The sequence below is a fragment of the Micromonospora coriariae genome, from assembly GCF_900091455.1.
Lineage (GTDB): Bacteria > Actinomycetota > Actinomycetes > Mycobacteriales > Micromonosporaceae > Micromonospora > Micromonospora coriariae.
In genome coordinates this window covers 4,738,590-4,762,980 of record NZ_LT607412.1, presented here as the reverse complement: position 1 = coordinate 4,762,980, position 24,391 = coordinate 4,738,590, and the positions used below count along the sequence as shown (strand labels likewise).

General features: G+C 74.0%; 23 protein-coding genes. 11 read left to right on the top strand and 12 right to left on the bottom strand.

Annotated elements, in window-relative coordinates:
• Positions 1 to 35 precede the first annotated feature (35 nt).
• Positions 36 to 848, bottom strand: a complete 813-nt coding sequence (locus tag GA0070607_RS22235; RefSeq protein WP_089022020.1) for a DUF3097 domain-containing protein — start codon at positions 846 to 848, stop codon at positions 36 to 38.
• A gap of 273 nt (positions 849 to 1,121) precedes the next feature.
• Between GA0070607_RS22235 and GA0070607_RS22230 the strand changes: the two genes are divergently transcribed.
• Positions 1,122 to 1,916 carry a hypothetical protein gene (locus GA0070607_RS22230; RefSeq protein ID WP_089019922.1) on the top strand — a complete coding sequence of 265 codons (795 nt, stop codon included), beginning with the start codon at positions 1,122 to 1,124 and terminating at the stop codon, positions 1,914 to 1,916.
• Between the two features lie 15 nt (positions 1,917 to 1,931).
• Here GA0070607_RS22230 and GA0070607_RS22225 read toward each other — a convergent pair whose 3' ends face one another.
• The 4 genes from GA0070607_RS22225 to fabG form a co-directional block, all read right to left on the bottom strand.
• Positions 1,932 to 2,711, bottom strand: a complete 780-nt coding sequence (locus tag GA0070607_RS22225) for an HAD-IIA family hydrolase (protein WP_089019921.1) — start codon at positions 2,709 to 2,711, stop codon at positions 1,932 to 1,934.
• A gap of 37 nt (positions 2,712 to 2,748) precedes the next feature.
• A complete protein-coding gene (locus GA0070607_RS22220; protein ID WP_089019920.1) occupies positions 2,749 to 3,777 on the bottom strand; it encodes a ferrochelatase in 1,029 nt (342 codons plus the stop codon).
• Positions 3,778 to 3,900: 123 nt separating this feature from the next.
• Positions 3,901 to 4,668 carry an enoyl-ACP reductase FabI gene (gene fabI / locus GA0070607_RS22215; RefSeq protein WP_089019919.1) on the bottom strand — a complete coding sequence of 256 codons (768 nt, stop codon included), beginning with the start codon at positions 4,666 to 4,668 and terminating at the stop codon, positions 3,901 to 3,903.
• 35 nt (positions 4,669 to 4,703) lie between these two features.
• Positions 4,704 to 5,408 (bottom strand): 3-oxoacyl-ACP reductase FabG, encoded by a 705-nt coding sequence (fabG, locus tag GA0070607_RS22210; protein WP_089019918.1) that lies wholly within the window; start codon positions 5,406 to 5,408, stop codon positions 4,704 to 4,706.
• 155 nt (positions 5,409 to 5,563) lie between these two features.
• Between fabG and GA0070607_RS22205 the strand changes: the two genes are divergently transcribed.
• From GA0070607_RS22205 to GA0070607_RS22190, 4 genes are all read left to right on the top strand, one after another.
• Positions 5,564 to 6,802, top strand: a complete 1,239-nt coding sequence (locus tag GA0070607_RS22205; protein WP_157743194.1) for a sensor histidine kinase — start codon at positions 5,564 to 5,566, stop codon at positions 6,800 to 6,802.
• Positions 6,799 to 7,461: a response regulator gene (locus GA0070607_RS22200; protein WP_089019916.1), complete on the top strand. Its 663-nt coding sequence runs from the start codon at positions 6,799 to 6,801 to the stop codon at positions 7,459 to 7,461. The genes GA0070607_RS22205 and GA0070607_RS22200 overlap by 4 nt, the downstream gene beginning before the upstream one ends.
• A gap of 96 nt (positions 7,462 to 7,557) precedes the next feature.
• The gene (locus GA0070607_RS22195) at positions 7,558 to 8,466 is read left to right on the top strand and encodes an alpha/beta hydrolase (protein WP_231930138.1); all 909 of its coding nucleotides are present in this window, start codon (positions 7,558 to 7,560) and stop codon (positions 8,464 to 8,466) included.
• A complete protein-coding gene (locus GA0070607_RS22190; RefSeq protein WP_089019915.1) occupies positions 8,463 to 9,647 on the top strand; it encodes an acyltransferase family protein in 1,185 nt (394 codons plus the stop codon). Before GA0070607_RS22195 ends, GA0070607_RS22190 begins: the two co-directional genes overlap by 4 nt.
• Positions 9,648 to 10,060: 413 nt before the next feature.
• On the opposite strand, the gene GA0070607_RS22185 is transcribed toward GA0070607_RS22190, so the two are convergent.
• Genes GA0070607_RS22185 through GA0070607_RS22175 form a run of 3 tightly spaced genes read right to left on the bottom strand, consistent with a single transcriptional unit; the run spans position 10,061 to position 13,094 of the window.
• Positions 10,061 to 11,011 (bottom strand): VWA domain-containing protein, encoded by a 951-nt coding sequence (locus tag GA0070607_RS22185; protein ID WP_089019914.1) that lies wholly within the window; start codon positions 11,009 to 11,011, stop codon positions 10,061 to 10,063.
• The gene (locus GA0070607_RS22180; protein WP_089019913.1) at positions 11,008 to 12,009 is read right to left on the bottom strand and encodes a DUF58 domain-containing protein; all 1,002 of its coding nucleotides are present in this window, start codon (positions 12,007 to 12,009) and stop codon (positions 11,008 to 11,010) included. Before GA0070607_RS22180 ends, GA0070607_RS22185 begins: the two co-directional genes overlap by 4 nt.
• Positions 11,988 to 13,094, bottom strand: coding sequence for an AAA family ATPase (locus GA0070607_RS22175; RefSeq protein WP_089019912.1), 1,107 nt, complete (start codon positions 13,092 to 13,094; stop codon positions 11,988 to 11,990). The genes GA0070607_RS22180 and GA0070607_RS22175 overlap by 22 nt, the downstream gene beginning before the upstream one ends.
• A gap of 242 nt (positions 13,095 to 13,336) precedes the next feature.
• Here GA0070607_RS22175 and GA0070607_RS22170 point away from each other — a divergent pair, with 242 nt between their 5' ends.
• From GA0070607_RS22170 to GA0070607_RS22160, 3 genes are all read left to right on the top strand, one after another.
• Positions 13,337 to 13,567 carry a hypothetical protein gene (locus GA0070607_RS22170; RefSeq protein ID WP_074312690.1) on the top strand — a complete coding sequence of 77 codons (231 nt, stop codon included), beginning with the start codon at positions 13,337 to 13,339 and terminating at the stop codon, positions 13,565 to 13,567.
• Between the two features lie 349 nt (positions 13,568 to 13,916).
• Complete coding sequence (locus GA0070607_RS22165) at positions 13,917 to 14,429, top strand: PH domain-containing protein (RefSeq protein WP_089022018.1); 513 nt, start codon at positions 13,917 to 13,919, stop codon at positions 14,427 to 14,429.
• Positions 14,430 to 14,469: 40 nt separating this feature from the next.
• On the top strand, positions 14,470 to 15,966 hold the full coding sequence (locus GA0070607_RS22160) for a PH domain-containing protein (protein WP_408630844.1): 1,497 nt from the start codon (positions 14,470 to 14,472) through the stop codon (positions 15,964 to 15,966).
• Positions 15,967 to 16,011: 45 nt separating this feature from the next.
• Here GA0070607_RS22160 and GA0070607_RS22155 read toward each other — a convergent pair whose 3' ends face one another.
• Positions 16,012 to 17,118: a phosphatase PAP2 family protein gene (locus GA0070607_RS22155; RefSeq protein ID WP_089019911.1), complete on the bottom strand. Its 1,107-nt coding sequence runs from the start codon at positions 17,116 to 17,118 to the stop codon at positions 16,012 to 16,014.
• Between the two features lie 138 nt (positions 17,119 to 17,256).
• On the opposite strand from GA0070607_RS22155, the gene GA0070607_RS22150 reads away from it, so the two are divergent.
• Positions 17,257 to 17,661, top strand: coding sequence for a thioesterase family protein (locus GA0070607_RS22150; protein WP_089019910.1), 405 nt, complete (start codon positions 17,257 to 17,259; stop codon positions 17,659 to 17,661).
• Positions 17,658 to 18,488 (top strand): MBL fold metallo-hydrolase, encoded by an 831-nt coding sequence (locus tag GA0070607_RS22145; protein ID WP_089019909.1) that lies wholly within the window; start codon positions 17,658 to 17,660, stop codon positions 18,486 to 18,488. Before GA0070607_RS22150 ends, GA0070607_RS22145 begins: the two co-directional genes overlap by 4 nt.
• Here GA0070607_RS22145 and GA0070607_RS22140 read toward each other — a convergent pair.
• Positions 18,485 to 19,420, bottom strand: coding sequence for a PfkB family carbohydrate kinase (locus tag GA0070607_RS22140; protein WP_089019908.1), 936 nt, complete (start codon positions 19,418 to 19,420; stop codon positions 18,485 to 18,487). The two genes, GA0070607_RS22145 and GA0070607_RS22140, sit on opposite strands and share 4 nt — an antisense overlap.
• Positions 19,421 to 19,559: 139 nt before the next feature.
• Positions 19,560 to 20,711, bottom strand: coding sequence for an XdhC family protein (locus tag GA0070607_RS22135; protein WP_089019907.1), 1,152 nt, complete (start codon positions 20,709 to 20,711; stop codon positions 19,560 to 19,562).
• A gap of 450 nt (positions 20,712 to 21,161) precedes the next feature.
• Between GA0070607_RS22135 and GA0070607_RS22130 the strand changes: the two genes are divergently transcribed.
• Entirely contained in the window at positions 21,162 to 22,280 is a 1,119-nt protein-coding gene (locus GA0070607_RS22130) for a lytic polysaccharide monooxygenase (RefSeq protein ID WP_089019906.1), read from the top strand.
• Between the two features lie 99 nt (positions 22,281 to 22,379).
• Here the strand turns inward: GA0070607_RS22130 and asnB are convergent, their stop codons facing one another.
• Entirely contained in the window at positions 22,380 to 24,341 is a 1,962-nt protein-coding gene (gene asnB / locus GA0070607_RS22125; protein ID WP_089022016.1) for an asparagine synthase (glutamine-hydrolyzing), read from the bottom strand.
• Positions 24,342 to 24,391: the final 50 nt, after the last annotated feature.

The window sequence follows — 24,391 nt, the reverse complement described above, 5'->3', positions numbered from 1 at the left end:
GATCAGGGGGCTCAGGGGATCCGGGGCTCAGGCCGTCAGGGGGCTTCGGTGACGAAGTCGATGAGGCGTTCCATGGCGTTGATCAGGGGGGTCTCCACGTCGGCGAAGGTGTTCACCCGGGACAGGATGTGCCGCCACATGTCGGCCGGCTCGGCCACCCCGAGGGCCGCGCAGACCCCCTCCTTCCACGGCCGCCCCGGCGGTACCACCGGCCACGCCGCGATGCCCAGCGCCGCCGGCTTGACCGCCTGCCAGACGTCCACGTACGGATGCCCGGTCACCAGCACGTACGGCGAGGTCACCCGGGCCACGATCCGGCTCTCCTTGCTGCCCGGCACCAGGTGGTCGACGAGTACGCCGAGTCGCCGGGTCGGGGCCGGGCCGAAGTCGCGCACCTCGGCGTCGAGGGCGTCGATGCCGTCCAGCGGCTCCACGACCACGCTCTCGATCCGCAGGTCGTCACCCCAGATCCGCTCGACCAGCGCCGCGTCGTGGATGCCCTCCACCCAGATCCGGCTGGCCCTGGCCACCTGGGCGCGGACGTTGTCCACCGCCACCGAGCCGGACGCGGTGCGCCGGCGGGCCGTCGGCACCGGCGCGCGGGTCGGGCGGCGCAGCGTCACCGGGCGACCGTCGAGCAGGAACGCCGCCGGCAGCAGGGGGAAGTTGCGCCGCCGGCCGTGCCGGTCCTCCAGCACCACCGCGCCCGATTCGAAGCCCACCACCGCCCCGCAGAACCCGGAGTCGGCGTCCTCCACCACGAGATCCGGCTCGGCGTCCACCTCGGGGGTGACCTTCCGCCGCCGCCAGTCGCCCGCCAACACGTCCTCGCCGTATCGCCCCGCCATGTCGATCACGCTAACCCCGCCACCCCCGACCACCACCTCGACACACCGCCGACCCTCCACCCCCACCCCGCACCCCGTCGATCATGGAATTGTGGTGCCTCGCGAAACGTCACGAATCAGGATGGACCGCCCACGGCGGCGCCATGATCGACGTGAGTAGAGAGCGGGCTGGGGGCGGGGCCGGGAGTGGGGCGAAGGGGGCAGTTCGGGTCAGGCAGGGCGGCCGGAGCGGCAGTCGAGACAGGGCCGGCGGTGACCACGTACCCTTTCGGCATGTCCACCCCCACAGCGGGCGCGGCCACACTCACGCCGCGCCGGTCGAGCCGGTTTGTCGCCTGGGTGCGCGCGTGGCGCGCCGGGTTGGTGCCGTACGACGAGGTCGCCGACGCCATCGCCGGCGACGAGGAGCACCTCGTGGCGGACGCCCCCGGCACCTGGACCGACGTCCCGCTGGGTGCCGCGCTGCCCACCCTGGCCAAGCTCTCCCCGGACGAGATCCGTCTGGTGCTGCCCGCGCCGGGCGACCCGCGGGGGCTGCCCGGCCCCGGTGACTTCGCCGGTGCGGCGCTGGTCGCGGGCGAGGCGGTGGTGGCCGGTGGGCTCGGGTTGATCCCGCAGGTCCGGCTGCACACCTCCGGCTCGGGGGACTGTTTCGAGACGGTGCTCTGGCGGGTCTACCCGCTGCCGGCCAACGCGCCCGCCGCGTCACTGTCGCTGCCCGGAGCCGCCGAGGCGGAGGCCGAGCTGGCTGCCGCGCTCGCCGAGACGACCGCCGCGCTGACCCGTCTGGACGTCGCCCAGTGGCGGCCCGAGCTGGCCGGGGCGCTGGCCGCGCTGCGCCGCCCGGACGGCGCCACCGACCTGCCGCCCGGCTTCGACCCCCGGGCCCGTCGACTCTTCGCCCGCGCCGCGGTGCTCGACCGGGTGCTCGCGCTGGCCGGGCACGCCGCGCCCGGTGGCGCGATCAACAACTACGAGGCGCAGCAGCGCGACGCCGCGCTCCGCCCGCTCACCACGGCCTGCCGGCAGGCGCTGGTGGCCGCCTGCAACGCCCCACTGCGCCCCTGACGGGAGGCAAGCGGGTCAGACCTCGTCGAGCAGGTCCGCCACCGAGTTGATGATCCGGGACGGGCGGTACGGGTAGCGCTCCGCCTCGGTGCGGCTGCTGATCCCGGTGAGCACCAGGATGGTCTCCAGCCCGGCCTCCAGCCCGCACAGGATGTCGGTGTCCATCCGGTCACCGATCATCGCGGTGCTCTCGGAGTGCGCGTTGATGGTGTTCAGCGCCGAGCGCATCATCATCGGGTTCGGCTTGCCGACGAAGTACGGCTCCACCCCGGTCGCCTTGGAGATCATGGCGGCGACCGAGCCGGCGGCGGGCAGCGCGCCCTCCACCGACGGGCCGGTGACATCGGGGTTGGTGCAGATGAACCGGGCCCCGTCGTTGATCAACCGGACCGCCTTGGTGATCGCCTCGAAGCTGTAGGTGCGGGTCTCACCGAGCACCACGTAGTCCGGGGCGAAGTCGGTGAGCACGTAACCGACCGCGTGCAGCGCCGTGGTCAGCCCCGCCTCCCCGATCACGTACGCGGTGCCGCCCGGCCGCTGGTCGGCGAGGAACTGGCCGGTGGCCAGCGCGGAGGACCAGATCGACTCCTCCGGCACGTCCAGCCCCATCCGGCTCAGCCGGGCGGTCAGGTCGCGCGGGGTGTAGATCGAGTTGTTGGTCAGCACCAGGAACGGCTTGCCCGAGGAGCGCAGCCGGTTGATGAACTCCGGCGCGCCGGGCACCGGCTGGCCCTCGTGCACGAGCACGCCGTCCATGTCGGTCAGCCAGCTCTCGACGGGCTTGCGGTCATGCATTAGGTGATCCCCGGGGTGTCGGTGGGCGGGTGGACGGTCAGGGGCGGCGGGTCGGCACGCAGCAGACGGTGGGGCAGGTGTCCCACATCGGCAGGTCGCCCAGGCGGCGGCGCAGCTGCGCGCCGTCCGGGTCGGTCCGCTCGGTGACCAACTCCCGCACCATGGCCACGAAGCGCGGGTCGGTGCCCGGGGTGCCGGCCCGGACGAAGTCCAGGCCGAGCTGCTTGGCGGTCTCCAACGCCTCGGTGTCCAGGTCCCACACCACCTCCAGGTGGTCCGAGACGAACCCGATCGGGCTGACCACCACGCCGGTGGTGCCGCCCTGCGCGAGGGTCGCCAGGTGGTCGTTGATGTCCGGCTCCAGCCACGGCACCTGCGGCGGGCCGGAGCGGCTCTGCCACACCAGGTCGTACGGCAGGTCGGGAGCGGCGGCCGCGGCCACCAGCCGGGCGGTCTCGCGCAGCTGCGCCTCGTACCGGCCGCCGTGCGGGCCGGCGTTGGCGGCCATCGAGGTAGGGACCGAGTGGGCGCTGAAGACCAGCCGGGTGGTGTCCCGCTTCGCCGGGTCGAGCTGCCCCAGGGCGGCACGGACCGCGTCGACGTGCGGCTCGACGAAGCCGGGATGGTCCCAGAACTGGCGCAGCTTCTCGATGACCGGGGCGTCCGGGCCGACCGCGGCCCGGGCTGCGGCGATGTCCTCCTGGTACTGCCGGCAGGACGAGTAGCCGCCGTACGCGCTGGTGACGAAGGCGAGCGCCCTGGTGACGCCGTCGTCGCGCATCTGGGTCACGGTGTCCGCGAGCAGCGGGTCCCAGTTGCGGTTGCCCCAGTAGACGGGCAGGTCGAGACCGTGTGCGGCGAAGTCGGCGCGGACGGCGGCCAGCAGGTCACGGCACTGCTGGTTGATCGGGGACACCCCGCCGAAGTGCTGGTAGTGCTCGGCGACCTCGGCCAGCCGTTCGGGCGGCACGCCGCGGCCCCGGGTCACGTTCTGCAGGAACGGCATCACGTCCTCGGGCCGCTCCGGCCCACCGAAGGACACCAGCACCACCGCGTCGTACGCCATGGGTCCATTCTTGCCGGTCGGCCGGAACGATCCGGCGACGGCCCCTGCTCCGGAGTGGTCCACGGTGTTAAGAAGGGCCCCCTGCTCTACCGCAGGCGTTAACAAGGGGCCCTTCCTTAAACGTCAGGCGCCGATGGCGTGGTAGCCGCCGTCGACGTGCACGATCTCGCCGGTGGTGGCGGGGAACCAGTCGGACAGCAGCGCCAGGCAGGCCCGCGCGGCGGGCTCCTGGTCGGTGAGGCTCCAGCCGAGCGGAGCCCGCTGGGTCCAGGCGTCCTCGAACTGGTCGAAACCGGGGATCGACTTGGCGGCGATGGTGCGCAGCGGCCCGGCGGCGACCAGGTTGCTGCGGATGCCCTGCTTGCCCAGGTGCAGCGCCAGGTAGCGGGACGCGGACTCCAGGCCGGCCTTGGCCACGCCCATCCAGTCGTAGACCGGCCACGCCTTCGTGGCGTCGAAGGTCAGGCCGACCACCGCGCCGCCGGCGGACATCAGCGGCAGCGCCGCCATGGCGAGCGACTTGTACGAGTAGGTGGAGACGTGCAGCGCGGTCGCCACGTCCTCCCAGGGGGCGTCGAGGAAGCCGCCGCCCAGGCAGCTCTGCGGGGCGAAGCCGATGGAGTGCACTACGCCGTCGAGCCCGTCGACGTGCTCGCGGACGCGGTCGGCGAGGCTGGCCAGGTGCTCCGTGTTGGTCACGTCCACCTCGATCACCGGGGCCGGCTCGGGCAGTCGCTTGGCGATCCGCTCGACCAGGGAGAGCCGTCCGAAGCCGGTCAGCACGACCTGCGCGCCGTTCTCCTGGGCGAGCTTCGCCACCGAGAAGGCGATCGAGGCGTCGGTGATGACACCGGTGACCAGCAGCCGCTTACCGGCGAGCAGTCCGGACATGCAGGGTTCCTCCGTACGTAGTCAGATAGCGCTGGTCAGTGGCCCATACCGAGGCCACCGTCGACCGGGATCACGGCCCCGGAGACGTACCCGGCGGCGTCGCCGGCCAGCCAGGTGACGACCGCGGCGACCTCGTCCGGGTGGGCCATCCGGCCAGCCGGGATGGACTTGCGGATCTCCGCCTTGCGGTCGTCGGACAGGCCGGCGGTCATGTCCGTGTCGATGAAGCCGGGCGCCACCACGTTCGCGGTGATGTTGCGGCTGCCCAGCTCCCGGGTGATCGAGCGGGCCACGCCGACCAGGCCGGCCTTGCTGGCGGCGTAGTTGACCTGACCTGCGCCGCCGGAGAGCGCGACCACCGACGAGACGAAGATCATGCGCCCCCACCTGGCCCGGAGCATCTTTCCGGAGGCCCGCTTGGCGCACCGGAACGCGCCGGTGAGGTTGGTGTCCAGCACGCCGGTGAACTGCTCCTCGGACATCCGCAGCAGCAGCGTGTCGTCGGTGATACCGGCGTTGGAGACCAGCACCTCGACCGGCCCCAGCTCGGCCTCCACCGCGGTGAAGGCGGCGTCGATCGAGTCGGCGTCGGTGACGTCGGCCCGCACCCCGAACAGACCGTCGGGCGCCTCGCCGCTGCGGTGGGTCACCGCAACCCGGTCGCCCTGCTTGGCGAAGGCCTGCGCGATGGCCAGGCCGATTCCCCGGTTCCCCCCGGTCACCAGCACGGTACGGGCCACGATTCCCCCTTGCGAATGGTCAGCACGGACGCGTCGGAGCCTAGGCGTTACCGGCAGGTAAGCGCTAACGGGAGTCGCGTCACACTGGGGTACGACATGGGGATCAACCCCTGGTGGCACGCCCCTCGGAGGTGCCGGCCCGTAGCCTCCCGGTGGTGAACCGGCAACCGATCGCCGTGGCCCTGCGGGCCCTGCGGCAAACCCTGCTGGGCCCGGACGCCCCGCCCGGGCGGCCGCTGCTGGCCCGCTGGCCCAGGCTGGCCCGTCACGCCGCCCCGGTCGGGCTGCTCGCCGCGCTCGGCCTCTTCTGGATCACGGTGGCCGTGGAGAGCGACTGGGGCCTGCCGACGCCGATCGCGGTGCTGTTCGCGGCGATGACCGTGGCGCCGCTGCTGGCGCTGCCCCGGCGTCCGCTGCTGGCCTGGCGGCTGACCGTGCTGGCCCTGCTGGTGTGCACGTTCAACGCGCCCGCCGACACGCCCGGCCCGTGGACCCCGCCGCTGGCGCTCGGGTCGATCGCGGTGGTCGCGGTGGTCGTCGCGCGGGTCGACCGGCCGGTGCTGGTCTGGGTGGTGGCGATCACCACAGTGCCGGTGTTCACCCTGGTCCGCGCCGAGAACCGGGCCGCTGTCCTGGCGCTGCTCGGCGCGCTGGCGATCGTCGGCGACCTGATCCGGCGCAACAGGATGTCCCGGCGCGCGCTGGCCGAGCAGACCGAACTGAGCGAGCGGGAGCACGAGCGCCGCGCGGTGCTGGAGGAACGCACCCGGATCGCCCGGGAACTGCACGACGTGGTGGCCCACCACATGTCGCTGATCGCCGTGCAGGCGGAGACCGCGCCGTACCGGCTGACCGACGTGCCGGCGCCGGTCGCGGCGGAGTTCACCGCCATCGCCGGTTCGGCCCGCGACGCGCTCACCGACATGCGACGGCTCCTCGGCGTGCTGCGCAGCGAGTCGACCGGCCCGCAGACCGCGCCGCAACCCGACCTGGCCGACCTGGAAACGATGGTGGAGGCGGCGCGCAGGGCTGGGCTGCCGGTGACCCTGGACGCCGAACAGGTGCAGGTCGAGCGGGTGCCCACGCCGGTCGGGCTGGCCGCGTACCGGATCGTGCAGGAAGGCCTGGCCAACGCGGCCCGGCACGCGGGCGGCGCCGCGGTGCGGGTCACCGTCCGCGCCGGCCGCTCCAGCCTGGGGGTACGCGTGCAGAACGCACCGCCCGACTCGACCGACGCCCGGCCGGGCACCGAGGCCGGAGCCGGGCACGGGTTGACCGGCATGCGGGAGCGGGCCGTCTCGCTCGGCGGTACGTTCACCGCCGGGACGCTGCCCGACGGGGGTTACGCGGTGGCGGTCGAGCTGCCGTACGACGTGGAGGACGCGGACCGATGATCAAGGTGCTGATCGCCGACGACCAGGCGATGGTCCGGCAGGGCTTCGGGGCGCTGCTCGCCGCCCAGCCGGACCTGCTGGTGGTCGGTGACGCCGCCGACGGCGCGCAGGCCGTCGCCGCGGCCCGCCGGCTCGACCCGGACGTGGTGCTGATGGACGTGCGGATGCCCGTGCTGGACGGGCTGGCCGCCACCCGCAAGCTGCTCGGCGACCGGTCGGCGCAGCGCCCCCGGGTGCTCATCCTCACCACCTTCGACCTGGACGACTACGTGTACGAGGCACTGCGCGCCGGGGCCAGCGGCTTCCTGCTCAAGGACGCCCCGGCGGCCGACCTGGTGCAGGCGGTGCGGGTGGTGGCGGCCGGGGACGCGCTGCTCGCCCCGGCGGTCACCCGCCGGCTGATCGCCGAGTTCGCGGCCCGCCCGGACCGCCACCGGCCCCGCCCCACCGACCTGGCCGGGCTCACTCCGCGGGAGACCGAGGTGCTGCGGTTGATCGCCCGGGGCCGCAACAACACGGAGATCGCCGGCGACCTGGTGGTGGCCGAGCAGACGGTCAAGACGCACGTCGGGCGGATCCTGGCCAAGCTCGGGCTGCGCGACCGGGTCCAGGCCGTGGTGCTGGCGTACGAGACGGGTCTGGTCGCCGCGGGCGAGTAGCTCCACGGAGCCAGCACGGGAACGGCTCCCCGGGACGACGCGCGAGCGCTGCCCACCGGCGCACTGTCCCTTCGGACAACATTCCGGAGGGGGAACATGATGCGACCACGAGGTGCCGGCCGGCTGGCCCTGGCCGCGCTGCTCGGCGTGAACCTGGTTCTGCCGACCCGACCCGAGCCCGTCGCGGCGGCCGGGTTCGTCGAGGCGTACCCGGTCACGGCGGCGGCGATGCGCGCGGCCGGTCCGCCGTACGCGGACTGGGCGGCCGGCGGGCGCCGGTTCCTGGCGTTCGACCCGCACGGCGACGGTCGTGCCGTCGAGGTGTTCGGCGACCTGGCCCACGCCGACCGGATCGCGGTGCTGGTGCCCGGTGTCGGCAGCACCCTCGCCGACTTCGACCGTGGGCTGGGCGGTGTGGCGCGCCGGGCGCCGGCGGCGCAGGCCCGGCAGGTGTACCGGGAGCTGCGGGGGGCCGACCCGGCGGCGCGGGTCGCGGTGCTGGCCTGGCTCGGCTACGACCCACCCGACGGGGTGTTGGCCGCCGTTTCGGGCGCGAGCGCCCGGCGGGGCGGGGACGGCCTGGCCGCACTGCTGCGGGAGTTGGCCGGGCGCCTCCCCGCCGCGACCATCACACTGGTCGGGCACAGCTACGGGGCGCTGGTGGTGTCGCTGGCCGCGGCGGACGCCCCGCCGCAGGTCAGTGACGTGGTCAGCCTCGGCGGGATCGGCGCCGGGGTGCAGCACGCCGACGAGCTGCGCGGCGGGCGGCGGTTCTGGGCGGCCGAGGCGCCCACCGACTGGATCCGGCGGGTGCCGTCGGTGCGGCTGCCCGGCCTCGGGTACGGCCGGCGCCCCGGCGACCCGGCGTTCGGCGCCCGGCCGTTGCCGGTGGATGGGGTCGCCGGGCACGACGACTACCTGGTGCCGGGCAGCGCCACGCTGGTCGCGGTGGCGACGGTCGTGCTGGGCGGCGCCGACGCCGACCGGGCCGGGAACGCCCGGTGAGCCGCGACCGCGCGGTCGACGCGCTGCGGGCGTACGCCATCGGCGGGGTGGTGCTCGGGCACTGGCTGGTCACCGGCCTGGTGCTGACCGCCGACGGCGAGCTGCACCAGTCCAGCCCGCTGACCGCACTGCCCGGCCTGGCCCCGGTGACGTGGGTGTTGCAGACCCTCGGGTTGTTCTTCTTCACCGCCGGATTCGGCTCGGCCCGGTCGCTGGCACGCCACCGGGGCGGGCCGGGCGGATGGCTGGCCCGTCGGCTGCGCCGGCTGGCGCTGCCCGCGCTGGCGCTGCTCGGTGCGGGAGCCGCAGTGCTGCTCGCCGCCACCGTCGCCGGCATCCCGGACGACACCCTCGCCGTCGCGCTGCGGCTCGCGGTCAGTCCCCTGTGGTTCCTGCTACCGCTGCTGCTCCTCGTCGCGTCGACCGGCCCGCTGCGGGCCGCCGTCGCGAGGTGGGGGCTGGTGCGCTGCGCCGCACCGGCGGTGGCCGTGGTGGCTGCGGCCGACCTGGCGGGCCGCCTGCTGCCGACCGGCACCAGCCTGGCGCCGGTCACCGTGGTGGCGGCCTGGGCGGTGCCGTACCTGCTCGGCCTGGCGCACGCCGAGGGGCGGCTGGCCGGCCGGCGGGTGGCCGGCGCGCTGGCCGGCGGCGGCGCCGTCGCGCTGGCCGCGCTGCTGGCGCTGGGCTATCCGGTCAGCGCGGTCGGGGTGCCCGGGGCCGGGGTGTCGAACCTGAACCCGCCGTCGTTGCTGGCGGTGGCGCTCGCGGTCACCCAGGTCGGGGTGGGCCTGCTCGCCCGGCCGGGGCTGGAACGGCTGCTGGCCCGTCGGTTGCCGGGCCGGGCGGTGACCGAGGTGAACCGGAACGCGGTGCGGATCTACCTGTGGCACCAGCCCGTCCTGGTCGCGGTGACCGCGCTCGTCGCCCGGGGTGGGGTGGCCCTGCCGGGGTTGCACACCGCGCCGGACGGTCCGGGCTGGGTGCTCGCCCGGTTCTGCTGGCTGCCCCTGTTCGCCGCGGTGCTTGTCACGCTGGCACGGGCGGGCCGCCGGCCGGCCCGTCGGACCGGGTGGCGACGGCCGGGCGGTGGAGGAGCCGCCAGCCGGTCGGCCGAGTACGTCCCGTCGGCGGCGCGGGTGTACGATGATCGACGTTCCGGCCCGCCCGACGTCAGGAGGTGATCGCTGTGCGAGATAGCGATCCTCCCAGTCGTGGCCGGGCCGATGGTCAGCCCCGCTGAGCCACGACTCAGTCTGGTGAGCTGACCCCGCTCCGCTCCCCCGTCACCCGGCCCACGCCGAGGTGCGCGTGCCGCGCCGTCCGAATCCGGACGGTCGCCGGGAGCCGCCCGGTCACGACTTCGTGTGCGCGTCCCCACCCCCTGCGGTCCGCCCCCGCACGCGGACCGTCCAGCCGCCACCCGGAGCCGTCCATGAGCCGCTACGTCGCCCCGCTGGGCTTCACCCTCGCCGCCGTCTGGGTGGCCATCGTCTTCGTGCTCGCCGGCGGCGGGCACTGACCCCACCGCTCGCGCCCGATCTCGTCACCCGGCCACTGGTGGCGGCGCCCGGGACCAGCCCGGGCACCGCCGGCCTCACAGCATCCGGGACGACCAGAGCAGGCTGAGCGCACCGGCGCAGAGCGCCAGCAGCAGCGCCACCCCGGCGTACCACTGGGTCACCTCGCGCGGCTCCGTGCGGAACCCGATCGAGCTGCCCATGTCCTGGTAGACCTGCTTCAGCTCGCTCACCGAGGCCGCCTCGTAGAAGTAGCCCTCGGTGGTCTCGGCCAGCTCGGCCAGGGCCATCCGGTCCACCGGCACCCGCTGGAGCTGGCCGCCGATGTCGACCTGGCCGGTGTCGGTGCCGAAGGCGATGGTGGAGACCGGCACGTTGGCCGCCTGCGCGGCCGCCGCCGCCTCCTCCACCGACCGGCCGGACGTGCGGAACCCGTCGGAGAGCAGCACGATCCGGGCCGGTGGAATACCCGCCGCCCCGTCGGCCGGCACCGACCGGATCGCCTCCAGGCAGGTGAACACCGCCTCGCCGGTCGCGGTCGCCTCGGCCAGCACCAGCCCGTCGATCGCACTTGTCACCGCCGCCCGGTCCTTGCCCGGTGGCACCAGCACGTTTGCCGCCTTGGCGAACGACACCAGCCCCAGGTTGTAGCTCCTCGGCAACTCGCCGACGAACTGCTTCGCCGCCTCCTGGGCCGCCTCCAGACGGTTCGGCGCCACATCGTCGGCCTGCATGGACAGCGACACGTCGATGGCGAGCATCACTGTCGCCCGCTCCAGCGGCTCCTTGGTGTCCACCGCGGGACGGGCCAGCGCGGTGGCCAGCACCAGCAGGCAGAGCAGGAACGCGGTCGCCGAAACGTGCCGGCGCCAGCCAAGCCCCTTCGGTGCCACGGTGCGCAGCAGATCCACGTTGGTGAAGCGCATCGCGTACGCCCGGCGGTGCAGCTGCCGCCACAGGTAGAACGCGGCGAGGGCGAGCACCGGCAGCACGGCCAGCAGCCACCACGGTTGCATGAAACGGATCATCGTGTCGTCCCCCGGGTGCGGGCGTGCCGCTGCGCGGCCACGAAACGCACCATGTCCAGCAGCCAGTCTCGGTCGGTACGCAGTCGCAGGTGGGCCGCGCCGGCGCTACGCAGCGCGGCGGCGATCGTGGCCCGCTGGGCGGCGGCGGCCTCGGCGTAGCGCTGCCGAAGCCGCGGGTCGGCGGTCTGCACCTCGTGCAGCTCGCCACTCTCGGGGTCGACCACCGGCAGCACACCCACGTCGGGCAGCTCCAGCTCCCGCGGGTCGACCACCTCGATCGCCAGCACGTCGTGCCGGACCCGCAGCTTGCGCATCGGCCGGGCCCACTGCTCGGCCGGCGCGAGGAAGTCCGAGACCACCACCGCCACCCCTCGCCGCCGGGGTGGGCGGTTGAGCATCTCGATCAGGGCGCCCAGGTCACCCCGGCCGGGCTGGATCGCGGCGCCGGCGACGGCGCGCAGCAGGCCCTGCGCCTCCTTGCGGCCGGAGCGCGCCGGAAGGCGGGTGAACACCCCGGGCCCGGTCGGCGGTGGCCCACCCCGCCAGCGCCGGGCCGGGGCGGACGCGCCGCCGCCGGTGCCGATCACCGCGCCGATCCGGTTACCGCCGCGCACGGTCAGGTGGGTGATCGCGGCGGCGGCGGCCACCACCACCTCCCGCTTGAGCCACTGCCCGGTGCCGAAGTCCAGGCTGGCCGAGAGGTCCAGCGCCAGCCAGGTCTCCAACTCCCGGTCAGCCACCGTACGTCGCACGTGCGGCGTTGTGGTCCGTGCCGTGACCGGCCAGTCCATCCGGCGTACGTCGTCGCCGGCCCGGTACTCCCGTGACTCACCCGCCTCGCTGCCCGGGCCGGGCAGCAGGCCGGCGTAGTCGCCCTGGAGCAGACCGTCGAGCTTGCGGGTGACCAGCAACTGGAGCCGGGACAGCACGGCCTCGCTGCGGTCGGGGACGGGGGCGGGTCGAGGGGTGGGTGAGGTCACGGCCGCTGCCCGGGCCAGCCGGCGCCCGGCGGCGTGGTGGTCGACGACGGGCTGGCCTGCTGCCGGGGGGCGACCGCCGGGAGCGGAATGGTGGACATCACCCGGTGCACGATGTGGTCGGCCGGCACGTCGTCGGCGAGCGCGTCGTAGCTGAGCACCAGCCGGTGCCGCAGGATGTCCGGGGCGATGTCCTGCACGTCCTGCGGCAGCGCGTAGTCCCGACCGCGCAGCAGCGCCAGCGCGCGGGTTGCCCGGACCAGGCCGAGCGAGGCGCGCGGGCTCGCCCCGTACTGGATCAGCTGGGCGACGTCGGGCATGCCGTGCTCGGCCGGCGCGCGGGTGGCCAGCACCAGCCGGACCGCGTAGTCGACCAGGGCGTTGTGCACGAAGACCTGGTCCGCCTTGCGTTGCAGGGCGATCAGGTCGGGCGTGTCGAAGACCGCACTCGGCTCCGGCGCGGCGACGCCCATCCGGTAGACGATCTCCCGCTCCTCGGCGTCGGTCGGGTAGCCCACCACGATCTTCATGAGGAACCGGTCCCGCTGCGCCTCCGGCAGCGGGTAGACGCCCTCCTGCTCGATCGGGTTCTGGGTGGCCATCACCAGGAACGGGTCGGGCACCCGGTGGCTCTCCCCGCCGATGGACACCTGCCGCTCGCTCATCACCTCCAGCAGCGCCGACTGCACCTTGGCCGGAGCCCGGTTGATCTCGTCGGCGAGCAGGAAGTTGACGAAGACCGGGCCCAGCTCGACATCGAACTTCTCGCTCGACTGCCGGTAGATCCGGGTGCCCATGATGTCGGCGGGCACCAGGTCCGGGGTGAACTGCACCCGGGCGAAGGATCCGCCGACAACCTTGGCGAGGGTCTCCACGGCCAGGGTCTTGGCCACCCCGGGCACCCCTTCGAGCAGGCAGTGGCCGCGGGCGAGCAGCGCGACGAACATCCGCTCCACCATCCGGTCCTGCCCGACGATGACCCGTTTGATCTCGAACAGCGCCCGTTCCAGCAGGGTGGCGTCCTGCGCGGGTGTGGTCACCGGCGCGGGGTCCGCCGGGGCCGCCCCGTTCGGCGTCGGGGCATCGGGCATGGTCGGCTGGGCCACCGGTCCTCCACAGCGTTGGTCGGTCGTCGCGGCTGGTGCGGTATCAAGACTCGCACGCCTTCCTGAGTGTCGAGGTGGGGAGAAGCCGATTTTCGCCGCGCCGTCCCCGGCAGCCGAATCGCCCTTCACGGGGTGGACAGGGACCGGCTCGCCGCGTGTACCATTCACCCCGTCGCCGGGCGGCTCCCCCCGTGGCCGCCCGGCGCTCAAGCCCTCCGTCCCGCCGCCCTAGACTGGCCGGGATGAGCAACCCCTCCCCCGCCGGCGAGGCCCTGATCTGCTCGGCACGCGGCTGCCGCGCCCCCGCTGTCTGGGCGCTTGAGTGGAACAACCCCCGTCTGCACAACGCCGAGCGGCGCAAGACGTGGCTGGCCTGCGGCGAGCACCGGGGCAGCCTCGGCGACTTCCTGGACGCACGCGGCTTCCTGCGTGCCGTCAATCCGGTGCCCGGATCGCCTACCCTCGACATGTGAGCGAGCGCAGCGGGCGAACAAGTGGGCACAGCAGCGTGACGCCTCGCGCCGCTGCCGCGCAGAACGGATCCCATCGGTGAGCGCGGACGACCGCGTCGACCCACCGGCCTCCCCCGGGCCCGCCTCCCCGTCCCGGCCCCGCACCACAGCCCCACCGCCCGGAGCGTTCCCGGCGCCCGGCACGCTCGGCCCGGATCCCACCCCGCCCGACGCGTCATCGCCCGCCCCGCTGCCGCCGAGCGCCCTACCGAGATCCGGCGGGTACGACGGGGACCCGCGCCCGCCCGACCTGCCGGCGCCCGGCCTGCTGCCCCCCGGCCCGTCGCCCGCCTCCGGCGCACCCGGGCCGCTGTTGACGGACGGGTCCGCGGGGCGGGGTCCACTGGAGCCCTGGCCGGACACTGTCCACTGGCAGCCGATCTCCTCCGACCTGATCTGGGTGGAGCTGATCCGGCTGGCCGTGGTGCTCGCCATCGGGCTGGCGGTGACGGCGATCGGCTGGGCACTGAGCGGTCAGGGCCTGTTCGGGCTCGCCCTCGCCGCCGTGCTGGTGTTCGGCGCGTGGCGGGCCGTGGCGATCGTCCGCGCGGTCCGGGCCTGGGGCTACGCCGAGCGGGAGGACGACCTGCTGGTCCGGCACGGGCTGCTGGTCCGGCGGCTCTCCATCGTGCCGTATTCCCGGATGCAGTTCGTCGACGTCAGCGCCGGGCCGCTGGAGCGCGCCTTCGACCTGGCCACCGTGCAGTTGCACACCGCGGCGGCGGCGAGCGACGCCCGGGTTCCGGGGCTGCGCCCGGCGGAGGCGTCCCGGCTGCGCGACCGGCTCACCGCGCTCGGCGAGGACCGGGCGGAGGGGCTGTGAGCGCGCGACCGGTCGACCGGCCACGCTGGAGGCCGGCCCGATGACCGACCATCCCGCCGAGCCTGGCACCGGCCCGCCCCGGCCGCCCGGTGGCGCGCCTCCCACCGGCCCGCCCCCCGGCGGCGCGGTGCCGCCCTACGCGCCCGGCGGAGCGGTGCCCTACGCGGCGGTGCCGCCCGGGGTGCCCTATCCCTGGCCGCTGCCGGCAACGGGCGGCGACGGCGAGCCGCGTCAGCGACTGCACCCGCTCAGCCCGCTGTTGCACGGGGCCAAGTCGCTGGTCGTGGTGATCGCCGGGCTGTCCTGGTCGACGCTGTCCCGGGTCGGCTTCGGCTGGTTCGCGGCCATGGTGGTGGTACTGGCGCTCGGCGCGACCGTGCTGTCAGTGATCAGCTGGTACAACACCGGCTACCACGTGGTGGGCCGCGAACTGCGGGTGTACGAGGGGCTGCTCTGGCGGCGTACCCGGGCGATTCCCCTGGAGCGGTTGCAGGCCGTGGAGGTGGTCCGGCCGCTGCTCGCCCAGCTCACCGGCCTGGCCGAGTTGCGGCTCGAGGTGGTCGGCGGGGGCAAGACCGAGGCGCCGCTGGCGTACCTCGGGGTGGCCGACGCGGCCCGGCTGCGCGAGCGGCTGCTGGCGCTCGCCGGCCGCGCGTCACAACCGCCCGCGCCGGGCCTCGCGCCGTCCGCGGCGGCCCCCGGGACGGCGCCGCCGCTGGCCGCACCGGGCCGCCCGCTGCACGCGGTACGCAACCAGAGCCTGCTGGTCAGCCAACTGCTCACCCCGCAGGCATTCCTGCTCCCGTTCGGCGTGGCCTTCGTCGTGGTGCAGTTCCTCACCGCGGGGTCGTGGTCGTTCGTCGCGGTGGCGAGCACGCTGACCGCGATGGCCGGTGTGCTGCTGCAACCGATCCGCCGGGTCCTCGACGACTGGAACTTCCGGCTGGCCCGCGACGACGGCACGCTGCGGGTGCACAACGGCCTGCTGGAGACCCGGGCGCAGACCGTGCCGCTGGACCGGGTTCAGACCGTACGGGCCACCTGGCCGCTGCTCTGGCGGGTGAAGGGCTGGCTGCGGCTGCGGCTGGAGGTTGCCGGTTACTCCGTCGCCGAGGCCGACGACCGCAACCGGCCGGACCGCCTGCTGCCGGTCGGTGACCTGCCGACCGCGACGATGATCGTCACCGAGGTGCTGCCAGGGGTACGCCTCGACGCGCTGGCGCTGGCCCCACCGCCACCCCGGGCCCGCTGGCTGCACCCACTGGGCCGGGGCGCGCTCGGCGCCGGCCTGTTCGAGCGGGTCTTCGCCACCCGGTCCGGGCTGCTCACCCGGCAGGTGGCGATCGTGCCGTACGCCCGGATCCAGAGCGTGCGGGTGGTGCAGGGGCCGGCGCAGCGCCGGCTCGGGCTGGCCACCGTCTACGCGGACACCGCGGGCGGTTCGGGCGCGGCGGCACAGGACCGGGATCTGTCGGAGGCGTGGGGCCTGGCAGCCGAGCTGACCTTCCGCGCGCACGCCGCCCGCCGCCCGGCCTGACCCACCCGGCCCCACCCGGCCGGGGCCGGGCCGGGGCTGACGGTGTCAGCGGTCGGCTGGGACTGCGGGCTCGTCGGCGGTGCTCGGGCCGACCGGTGCCGGCTGCCCGTTGGCCGGCCGACCCGGGGGGTCGGTGGCGCCGTCGGGGCCGGTGATACCTCCCGGTGGCGGTTCGGCGGCGGCTTTGGCGGGCCCGGCGCGACGGGCTCGCAGCGCCGCCCACCCACGCTCGGCCAGGCCGACCACCAGGAAGGTCATCCCGACGTACGTCCAGCCGACCAGCACGTCGATCACGTAGTGCTCACCCGAGTAGACCAGGGTGAAGGTCATCGCCAGCGGGTACGCGAGCAGCAGCGGCCACCAGCGGCGGCGGGTGGTGTGCAGGAAGAAGAGCACCACGAACAGCGCCCAAGCGGTGTGCAGCGACGGCATCGCGGCGACCGGGTTCGAGGCGATCTGACCGGCGTTGAGCACGTTGCCGGCGCCGTGCATGCCGAACGCCTTCCAGCCCCGGGTGGAGATCCGGGCGACCTCGGTGAGCAGGCCGTTCTGTGCCGCCCACCACGGCGGCGCCGCCGGGTAGATGAAGTAGGTGGCCAGACCGGCGGCGCAGAGGAAGCCCCAGCGCCGCATGTACGCCGCCCAGCGGTGCCGGTCCCGCAGCCAGAGCACCGCGGCGGCGGCCAGCGCCACCACGAAGTGCGAGAAGTACACCCAGCTCGCCGCGACGTCCCACCAGTGCAGCTGCGGGTGGTAGAGGTGCTGCTGCAACCAGATGGTGGGCACCTCACCGCCGGTGGCCCAGCCGAACATGAACCGGTCCGCGACGATCAACTCCATCGCGTGCGGGGTGGCCCCGTTGTCGGCGAACCCCCGGGAGAGGTTGTACGCGGCGAGCAGGAGCACCACCGGCACCCAGTCCCGGGCGAAGCGCAGATGACTGCGCCACGGCCGGTCGCTGTTCCAGGCGATGGTCCCGGCCCAGATCCACACGAAGGCGTACGCGGGGTCGGTGGGTAGTCCGATGCCCAGCCAGGCGGCCACGAAGGCGACCGCCCAGATCGTCATGGCGACGATGCGCCGACGGCCCCCGTCCGGGGACGCGGGCGGGTCGGTCCGGGCGGGGGTTTGGGGGTCAGTCACGACGGCCATCGCGGTCAAGGTTAACGACGGGGGCGGCATCGACCGACGGCGACCACCCGCCGGGCCGGTCCACAGGTAGCGCGGCGGGTACGGCCGGATCGCCGGGCGCGTGCTCGGCGGGCTCGGCGAGCACCTAGGCTGGCGACCATGCAGGAGCAGCCCGAGCCGGCCTTCGCGCCGGGTCTGACCGCCCGGGTCGAGTTGACCGTCACCGACGCGGACACCGCCCAGGCGGTCGGTTCCGGGGACGTACCGGTGCTCGGCACACCCCGGGTGCTCGCGCTGGCCGAGGCGGCCACCGTCGCGGCGACGGCGACCGCGATGCCGTCCGGGTCGACCACCGTGGGGACCCGGGTCGAGCTGGAGCACCTGGCGCCGACCGTGGTCGGCCGGACGGTCCGGGCGCAGGCCCTGCTGGCGGCCGTCGACGGTCGCCGGCTGTCGTTCGAGGTCACCGTCACCGATGGTGCCGAGACGGTGGCCCGGGGTCGGGTGGACCGGATCCTGGTGGACCGGCAACGCTTCGTCGACCGCGCCGGGCGGGCGTCATGATCGGCGGTTTCGTCAAGGTCGCCGACCGGGTGCACGTGCTGCGCGAGCCGCTGCTGCGGATCAACGTCACCCTGGTCGTCGGCGACGACGAGGCGCTGCTGGTGGACACCCTCTCCTCGGCGGCCCAGGCCACCGAGCTGGCCGCCGCCGTCCGGGCGGTCACCGACCGTCCGCTGACGCTGGTGAACACCCACCACCACTACGACCACTGCTTCGGCAACGCCGTGCTGGCCGGCGACCCGCCCCGCCCGGTGTACGCGCACGCGCTGGCCGCCGCGGCCCTGCGCGAGCAGCCGGAGCGGCTGCGCCGGGAGGCGTACGACGAGGTGCGCGAGGAGCACCCGGCGCTCGCCGCCGAGCTGACCGACACACCACTGCTCGCACCGACCCACACCGTGCACACCGAGACGGCACTCGACCTGGGCGGCCGGCGGGTGCTGCTGCGTCACCCCGGGCGGGGGCACACCGACGCCGACCTGGTGGTGCACGTACCCGACGCGGACGTGCTGGTCGCCGGGGACCTGGTGGAGCAGAGCGGGCCGCCCGCGTTCGAGGACTCGTACCCCCTGCAGTGGCCGGACGCGGTCGCCGACCTGCTCCGGCTGACCACCACGGGCACGGTGGTGGTGCCGGGCCACGGCGACCCGGTGGACGTGGAGTTCGTCCGTGCCCAGCACGCCGAGCTGGCGAAGCTGGCGTGGCTGATCCGGGCCGGGCATACCGGCGGCGCACCGCCGGAACGGGTCGCCGCCGAGGCGCCCTTCGGCGCCCGCGCCGCCCTCATCGCCGCCCGCCGCGGCTACCTCGAACTGGACGGCACGCCCTAGCTCCGGAAGCGACGTTCGACGTCGGCGCGGGTGGGCATGGCGGTGGCGCCGCCGGGGGACTCGCAGACCAGGCCGGCCACCCGCAGCGCGAACGCCACCCGCTCCACCCAGCCCGCCGGGTTGGCCGGCTCGCCGTCGAGGAGCAGATCGGCGATCAACGCCGCCATCACCGAGTCGCCGGCGCCTGTGGCGTCGACCGCGTCGACCCGCGAGGCCGGCACCCGGACCGGGTCGGCGTCGGCGGCGGCCAGCACCGCGCCGGCCGCGCCGAGCGTCACCACCACCGTCGCGGCGCCCAGCTCCCGCAGGTACGCGGCCACCCCCTCGACCGGCTCGCCCGGGTAGAGCAGTTCGGCGTCGGCGGTGCTCAGCTTGACCAGGTGGGCGCCGGCGGCGAACTCGGCCACCACCTCGCGCAGCCCGGCCAACGCGCCCGGCCCGTCCAGGAGCCGGGGGCGCACGTTCGGGTCGAAGACCCGCAGGCCGGCGGCGAGCGCCCAGGCACGCCGGGCGGCCGCCAGCGTGCCGGGGTGGAGCAGCACGACCGAGCCGCAGTAGACCACGTCGGCGCCCTCCAGCAGCGCCAGGTCGAGATCCTCCGGGGCGAGCAGGCCGTAGGAGGGCGGCTCCCCGTAGAAGCGGAAGTCGGGTTCCGGGCCGGCGAAGGTGACCACCGCGAGGGTGGTCGGCGCCGGCACGGTGACCGCGCCGGCCAGCCCGACGTCGGCCGCGGTCAAAAAGGCGCGAATCCGGCCGGCCAGCACGTCGTCGCCGAGTGAGCCGACGAACTGCGCCGCGCCGCCGAGCCGGGCCACCCCGACGGCGACGTTGAGCGGCGCGCCGCCGATCGCCTGCCGGTAGACCCGCTCGCCGTCCCGCTCGGTGTCGAGCAGATCGACGAGCGCCTCGCCGAGCACCACCGCGTATCCCATGCCGGTCCCTTCGTCGTCGCCAGCCACCCACCACCCACGTGTGCGGTCCGCGTGGCACCAGGCTGGCACAGCGCACGACCCGGCGGGCGCCGAAGGCGCGGGTCCGACCGACCGGGCCACCGACGAGGCGTCCGGGGTGCTACCCCGCCTGGTGGATCGGCCCGGCTAGTGCCGTCAGCGGGCGACCGGTCCCGCCCCAGCGGGCCGCGACGATCTGCGCGGCCACGCTCACCGCGGTCTCCTCCGGGGTACGCCCACCGAGGTCCAGCCCGATCGGCGAGGCGAGCCGAGCGAGCTGCTCCGCGCTCAGCCCCGCCTCGCGTAGCAGCTTGTGCCGCTCGTCGTGGGTCCGCCGCGACCCCATCGCGCCGACGTACGCCAGCGGGTGGCGCAGCGCCAGCGCCAGCAGCGGCACGTCGAACTTCGGGTCGTGGGTCAGCACGCAGACCACGGTCCGCCCGTCGACACGGCCGGCGTCCAGCTCCGCCGCCAGGTAGCGGTGCGGCCACCGCACCACCACCTCGTCCGCCTCCGGAAAGCGTCGAGCGGTGGCGAAGACCGGACGGGCGTCGCAGACGGTCACCCGGTAGCCGAGGAACGCGCCGATCCGGGCCACCGCGCCGGCGAAGTCGATGGCCCCGAAGACGATCATCCGGGGCGGGGTGGCGTACGCGGCCACGAAGAGACTCAGGCCGACGCCCCGGCGCTGCCCGTGGTAGCCGTACCGGAGCACCCCGCTGTGCCCGGCGACGAGCAGGCCGAGGGCGTCGGCGGTGGCGGCGGCGTCCAGCCGGTCGTCGCCGAGTGAGCCGGTCACCCGCTGCCCGGTCAGCACCAGCCGCCGGCCCAGCCGCCCCGCCGGGTCGATCGGCACCGCTCTCGGCGGATCGCCGGCGTCGGCCGCCACGCAGGTGGCCACCGCCACCGGTTGGCCGGCCCGGCGCGCCGCGTCGACCGCGTCCAGCTCCATGAGGTCGCCGCCGTCGATCCGCTCCACGAACACGTCGAGCTCACCGCCGCAGGTCAGGCCCGCGGCGTACGCGGCGTCGTCGCTGACTCCGTAGCGGGTCAACTCCGGGGCGCCGGTGTCGAGCACGATGCGGGCCCGTTCATAGAGGTCGGCCTCGACGCAGCCGCCGGAGACGCTGCCGGTGACCGTGCCGTCGGCCGCGACCAGCATGCTGGCGCCGGGCGGCTGCGGCGCGGACCGCCAGGTGGCCACGACGGTGGCCAGGGCGACCGCCTCGCCGGCGCGGCAGCGGCGGTGCAGCTCCTCGAACACGTCGGGCACGCTCGGTCGCCTCTCCGTCTCGCCGCCGCAGCGGCCGCCGGGTACCGGTCGAGCCGCCCGGCCCGGTGGCATCGCCACGAAGCCGTAGGCGGCCGCATGCGAAGAATATGTGCCACGGCACGGGCCGTGGGCCGTACGAGCGTCCGACAACCTGGAGAGGGTGGCCTGACACATCGAGAACGGGCTATTGCGCAACGGCCGGAGGGCGTGGTGGGATGACGCGTACCGGGCGGTGCGAGGGCTGCCGCGCCGCCGGTTGCCGGGTTCGTTCGACGCGAGGGCGCCGGTCCACGACAGGGACCGTTGACGGCACGTGTCCACCGGCCGATTCCCGCCGGGGCACTGACCGTGATCATCGCTTCCGCTCCTTGCAGCGGGGCGACAAGGCCACATCCCACCCGATTGCGGCGGGGCGGCTCGGGCGGCGCGCCCCGCGAGTCAGGAGAACCCGTGAACCGTTCCCGTACGGCCGCGTTGCTCACCGCGGCCGTGACCCTCACCCTTGGCGCCGTCGCCCTGGCGTCCAGCCCGGAGCCGGCCGCCGCGCACGGCGCCGCGATGACCCCCGGCAGCCGTACGTTCCTGTGCTGGCAGGACGGCCTGAGCCAGACCGGCGAGATCAGGCCGAACAACCCCGCGTGCTCCGCCGCCGTGGCGCAGAGCGGCGCGAACTCGCTCTACAACTGGTTCAGCGTGCTGCGCTCGGACGCGGGCGGCCGGACGGTCGGCTTCATTCCGGACGGGCAGCTGTGCAGCGGCGGCAACCCGGGCTACCGCGGCTACGACCTGCCCCGTACCGACTGGCCGTTGACCCACCTGACCGCCGGTGCCCGGTTGGACTTCCGGTACAGCAACTGGGCGCACCACCCGGGCACGTTCTACTTCTACGTGACCAAGAACAGTTGGAGCCCGACCCGGGCGCTGGCGTGGGGCGACCTGGAGGAGCAGCCGTTCCTGACGGTGACCAACCCGCCGCAGCGCGGCGGGGTCGGCACCAACGAGGGGCACTACTACTTCAGCGGAAACCTGCCGTCGGGCAAGAGCGGCCGGCACATCATCTACTCCCGCTGGGTGCGCTCGGATTCGCAGGAGAACTTCTTCGGCTGCTCCGACGTGACCTTCGACGGCGGCAACGGCCAGGTGACCGGCGTGGGTCCGGGCGGCACGCCGCCGCCGAACCCGACGACTCCCCCGCCGAACCCGACCACCCCGCCGCCGAACCCGACGACTCCCCCGCCGAACCCGACCACGCCGCCGCCGAGCGGTGGTGACTGCATGGCGGTCTACAAGGTCGTCAGCGCGTGGCAGGGCGGCTTCCAGGGCGAAGTCATGATCATGAATCACGGCAGTACGCCGTTCAACGGCTGGACCGCGAGCTGGACCTGGCCCAGCGGGCAGTCGATCAGTCAGATCTGGAACGCCACCCAGACCTCGTCCGGCGCCTCGGTGACGGCCACCAACGTCGCACACAACGGCACGGTCGCACCGGAGGGCACCACGACCTTCGGCTTCCTGGGCAGCACCACAGGCACCAACACTCTGCCCACGGTCACCTGCGCCCGCCGCTGACCCAGCGGACCCGGGCCGCTGGCGCGGACCGGAGAACCGGGCGTTAGGAAGGGCCCCCTGCTATGCGGAATGCGATAACAGGGGGCCCTTCCTTACCGGTCAGCGGACCATGGAGCCGACGACGGGCTTGGTGAGCAGGGCGGACTGGTTGCGCTGGATGCCGGGGTCGAGGGTCTTGGCCACGAAGATGGCGTGCCAGATGCAGAAGATCAGCACCGTCCACACCTTGCGGGAGTGGTCGGCCTCCTCCCGCTTGTGCTCGTCGAGCAGCCGCAGCGCGTACGACAGGTCGAGCAGGTCGCCGGCACCCGAGGTGCTCAGCACGTGCCGGGCCCACTCGTACATCTCGCCGCGCAGCCAGACCCGGGTGGGGGTCGGGAAACCCAGCTTCTTGCGGTTGACGATGGCCGGCGGGACGACGCCCTGCAACGCCTGGCGCATCGCGTACTTCGTGGCGTCCGAGCGCGGCGGCAGCTTGAGGTCCACCGGGATCTTCGCCGCGACGTCGAACACCGCGCGGTCGAGGAACGGCACCCGCACCTCCAGCGAGTGGGCCATCGAGATCCGGTCGGCCTTGACCAGGATGTCTCCGCGCAGCCAGGTGTAGAGGTCGACGTACTGCATCTTGGTGACGTCGTCCAGCTCGGTGCACTCGGCGTAGATCGGGGCGGTCACGTCGGTGTAGCGCACCGAGGGGTCGTAGCGGCGCAGCAGCTGCTGCTTCTCCTCCTCGGTGAACATCCGGGCGTTGCCGTAGTAGCGCTCCTCGATCGGGGTGGTGCCCCGCTCCAGGAAGCTCTTGCCCTTGACCCCCTGCGGGATCGCCTTGGAGACCGCGCGCAGCCCCTTCTGCACCCCGCCGGGCAGGCCGTTCACGCCGCTCAGCGACAGGGGCTCCCGGTAGATGGTGTAGCCGCCGAAGAACTCGTCGGCCCCCTCACCGGACAGCACCACAGTGACGTGCTCGGCGGCCTTCTTCGCCACGAAGTAGAGCGGCACCAGCGCCGGGTCGGCCACCGGATCGTCCAGGTGCCAGACGATCTTCGGCAGCGCGTCGATCATGTCCTGCGGACCGATCTTGGTGGGGATCGTGGTGACGTCCAGGTGCCGGGCCGAATCCTGGGCGACGTCGATCTCCGAGTAGCCCGGCACGTCGTAGCCGACTGTGAAGGTGAGGATGTTCGGGTTGAACTCCCGCGCCAGCGCGACCACCGCTGTGGAGTCGATGCCGCTGGACAGGAACGAGCCGACCGGCACGTCGGAGCGCATGTGCATGCGCACGCTCTCCCGCAACGTCTCCCGGATCTCGTGGTACAGCTTCTGCTCGTCGTCGACCGCCGCCGGCCGGAACACCGGCCGGTACCAGCGGCGTACGTCGATCCGCCCACCCGGGGTCCAGGTCAGGTACTCCCCGGAGCCGATCCGGTTGATGCCCTTGTGCAGGGTGCCGGGCTCGGGGACGTACTGCAGGGTCAGGTAGTGACTGAGGTTGGCCGCGTCGACACCCGCGTCGCCCTGGTAGCTGCTGTGCGCGAACGGCAGCAGCGCCTTCTTCTCCGAGGCCAGGTAGAGCCCGTCGGCGGTCTCCAGGTAGTGCATCGGCTTGATGCCGAAGTAGTCGCGGGCACCGAACGCGAGCCGCTCCTGCCGGTCCCAGATGACGAAGGCGAACATGCCGCGCAACCGGGTGAGCACCTGCTCACCCCAGAAGTGGTAGCCGGCGACGATCACCTCGCCGTCGCCGGCGGTGGCGAACTGGGCGCCGAAGTTCCGGACCAGCTCGTCGCGCAGCTCGATGTAGTTGTAGATCTCACCGTTGAAGGTGAGCAGGTAACGACCGTTCGCGTAGGGCAACGGCTCGTGGCTCGACGCGACGTCGATGATGGCGAGCCGCTTGTGGGCGAACACTCCGTCCGCGTACCGCCCGGAGGCGTCGCCGACCACCTCGACCCCTGTCTCGTCGGGGCCGCGGTGGTGCAGGCATTCCAACGCTCCGGCGATGTGGTCGCGGTGCGCGGCGGCGTTGCCGTTCGCGCTGAAGAAGGCCAGGAGTCCGCACATGGTGGTCATCTTCCCACGCGCGCCGGGGGCCCGTCGCAGCCGTCCGTCGA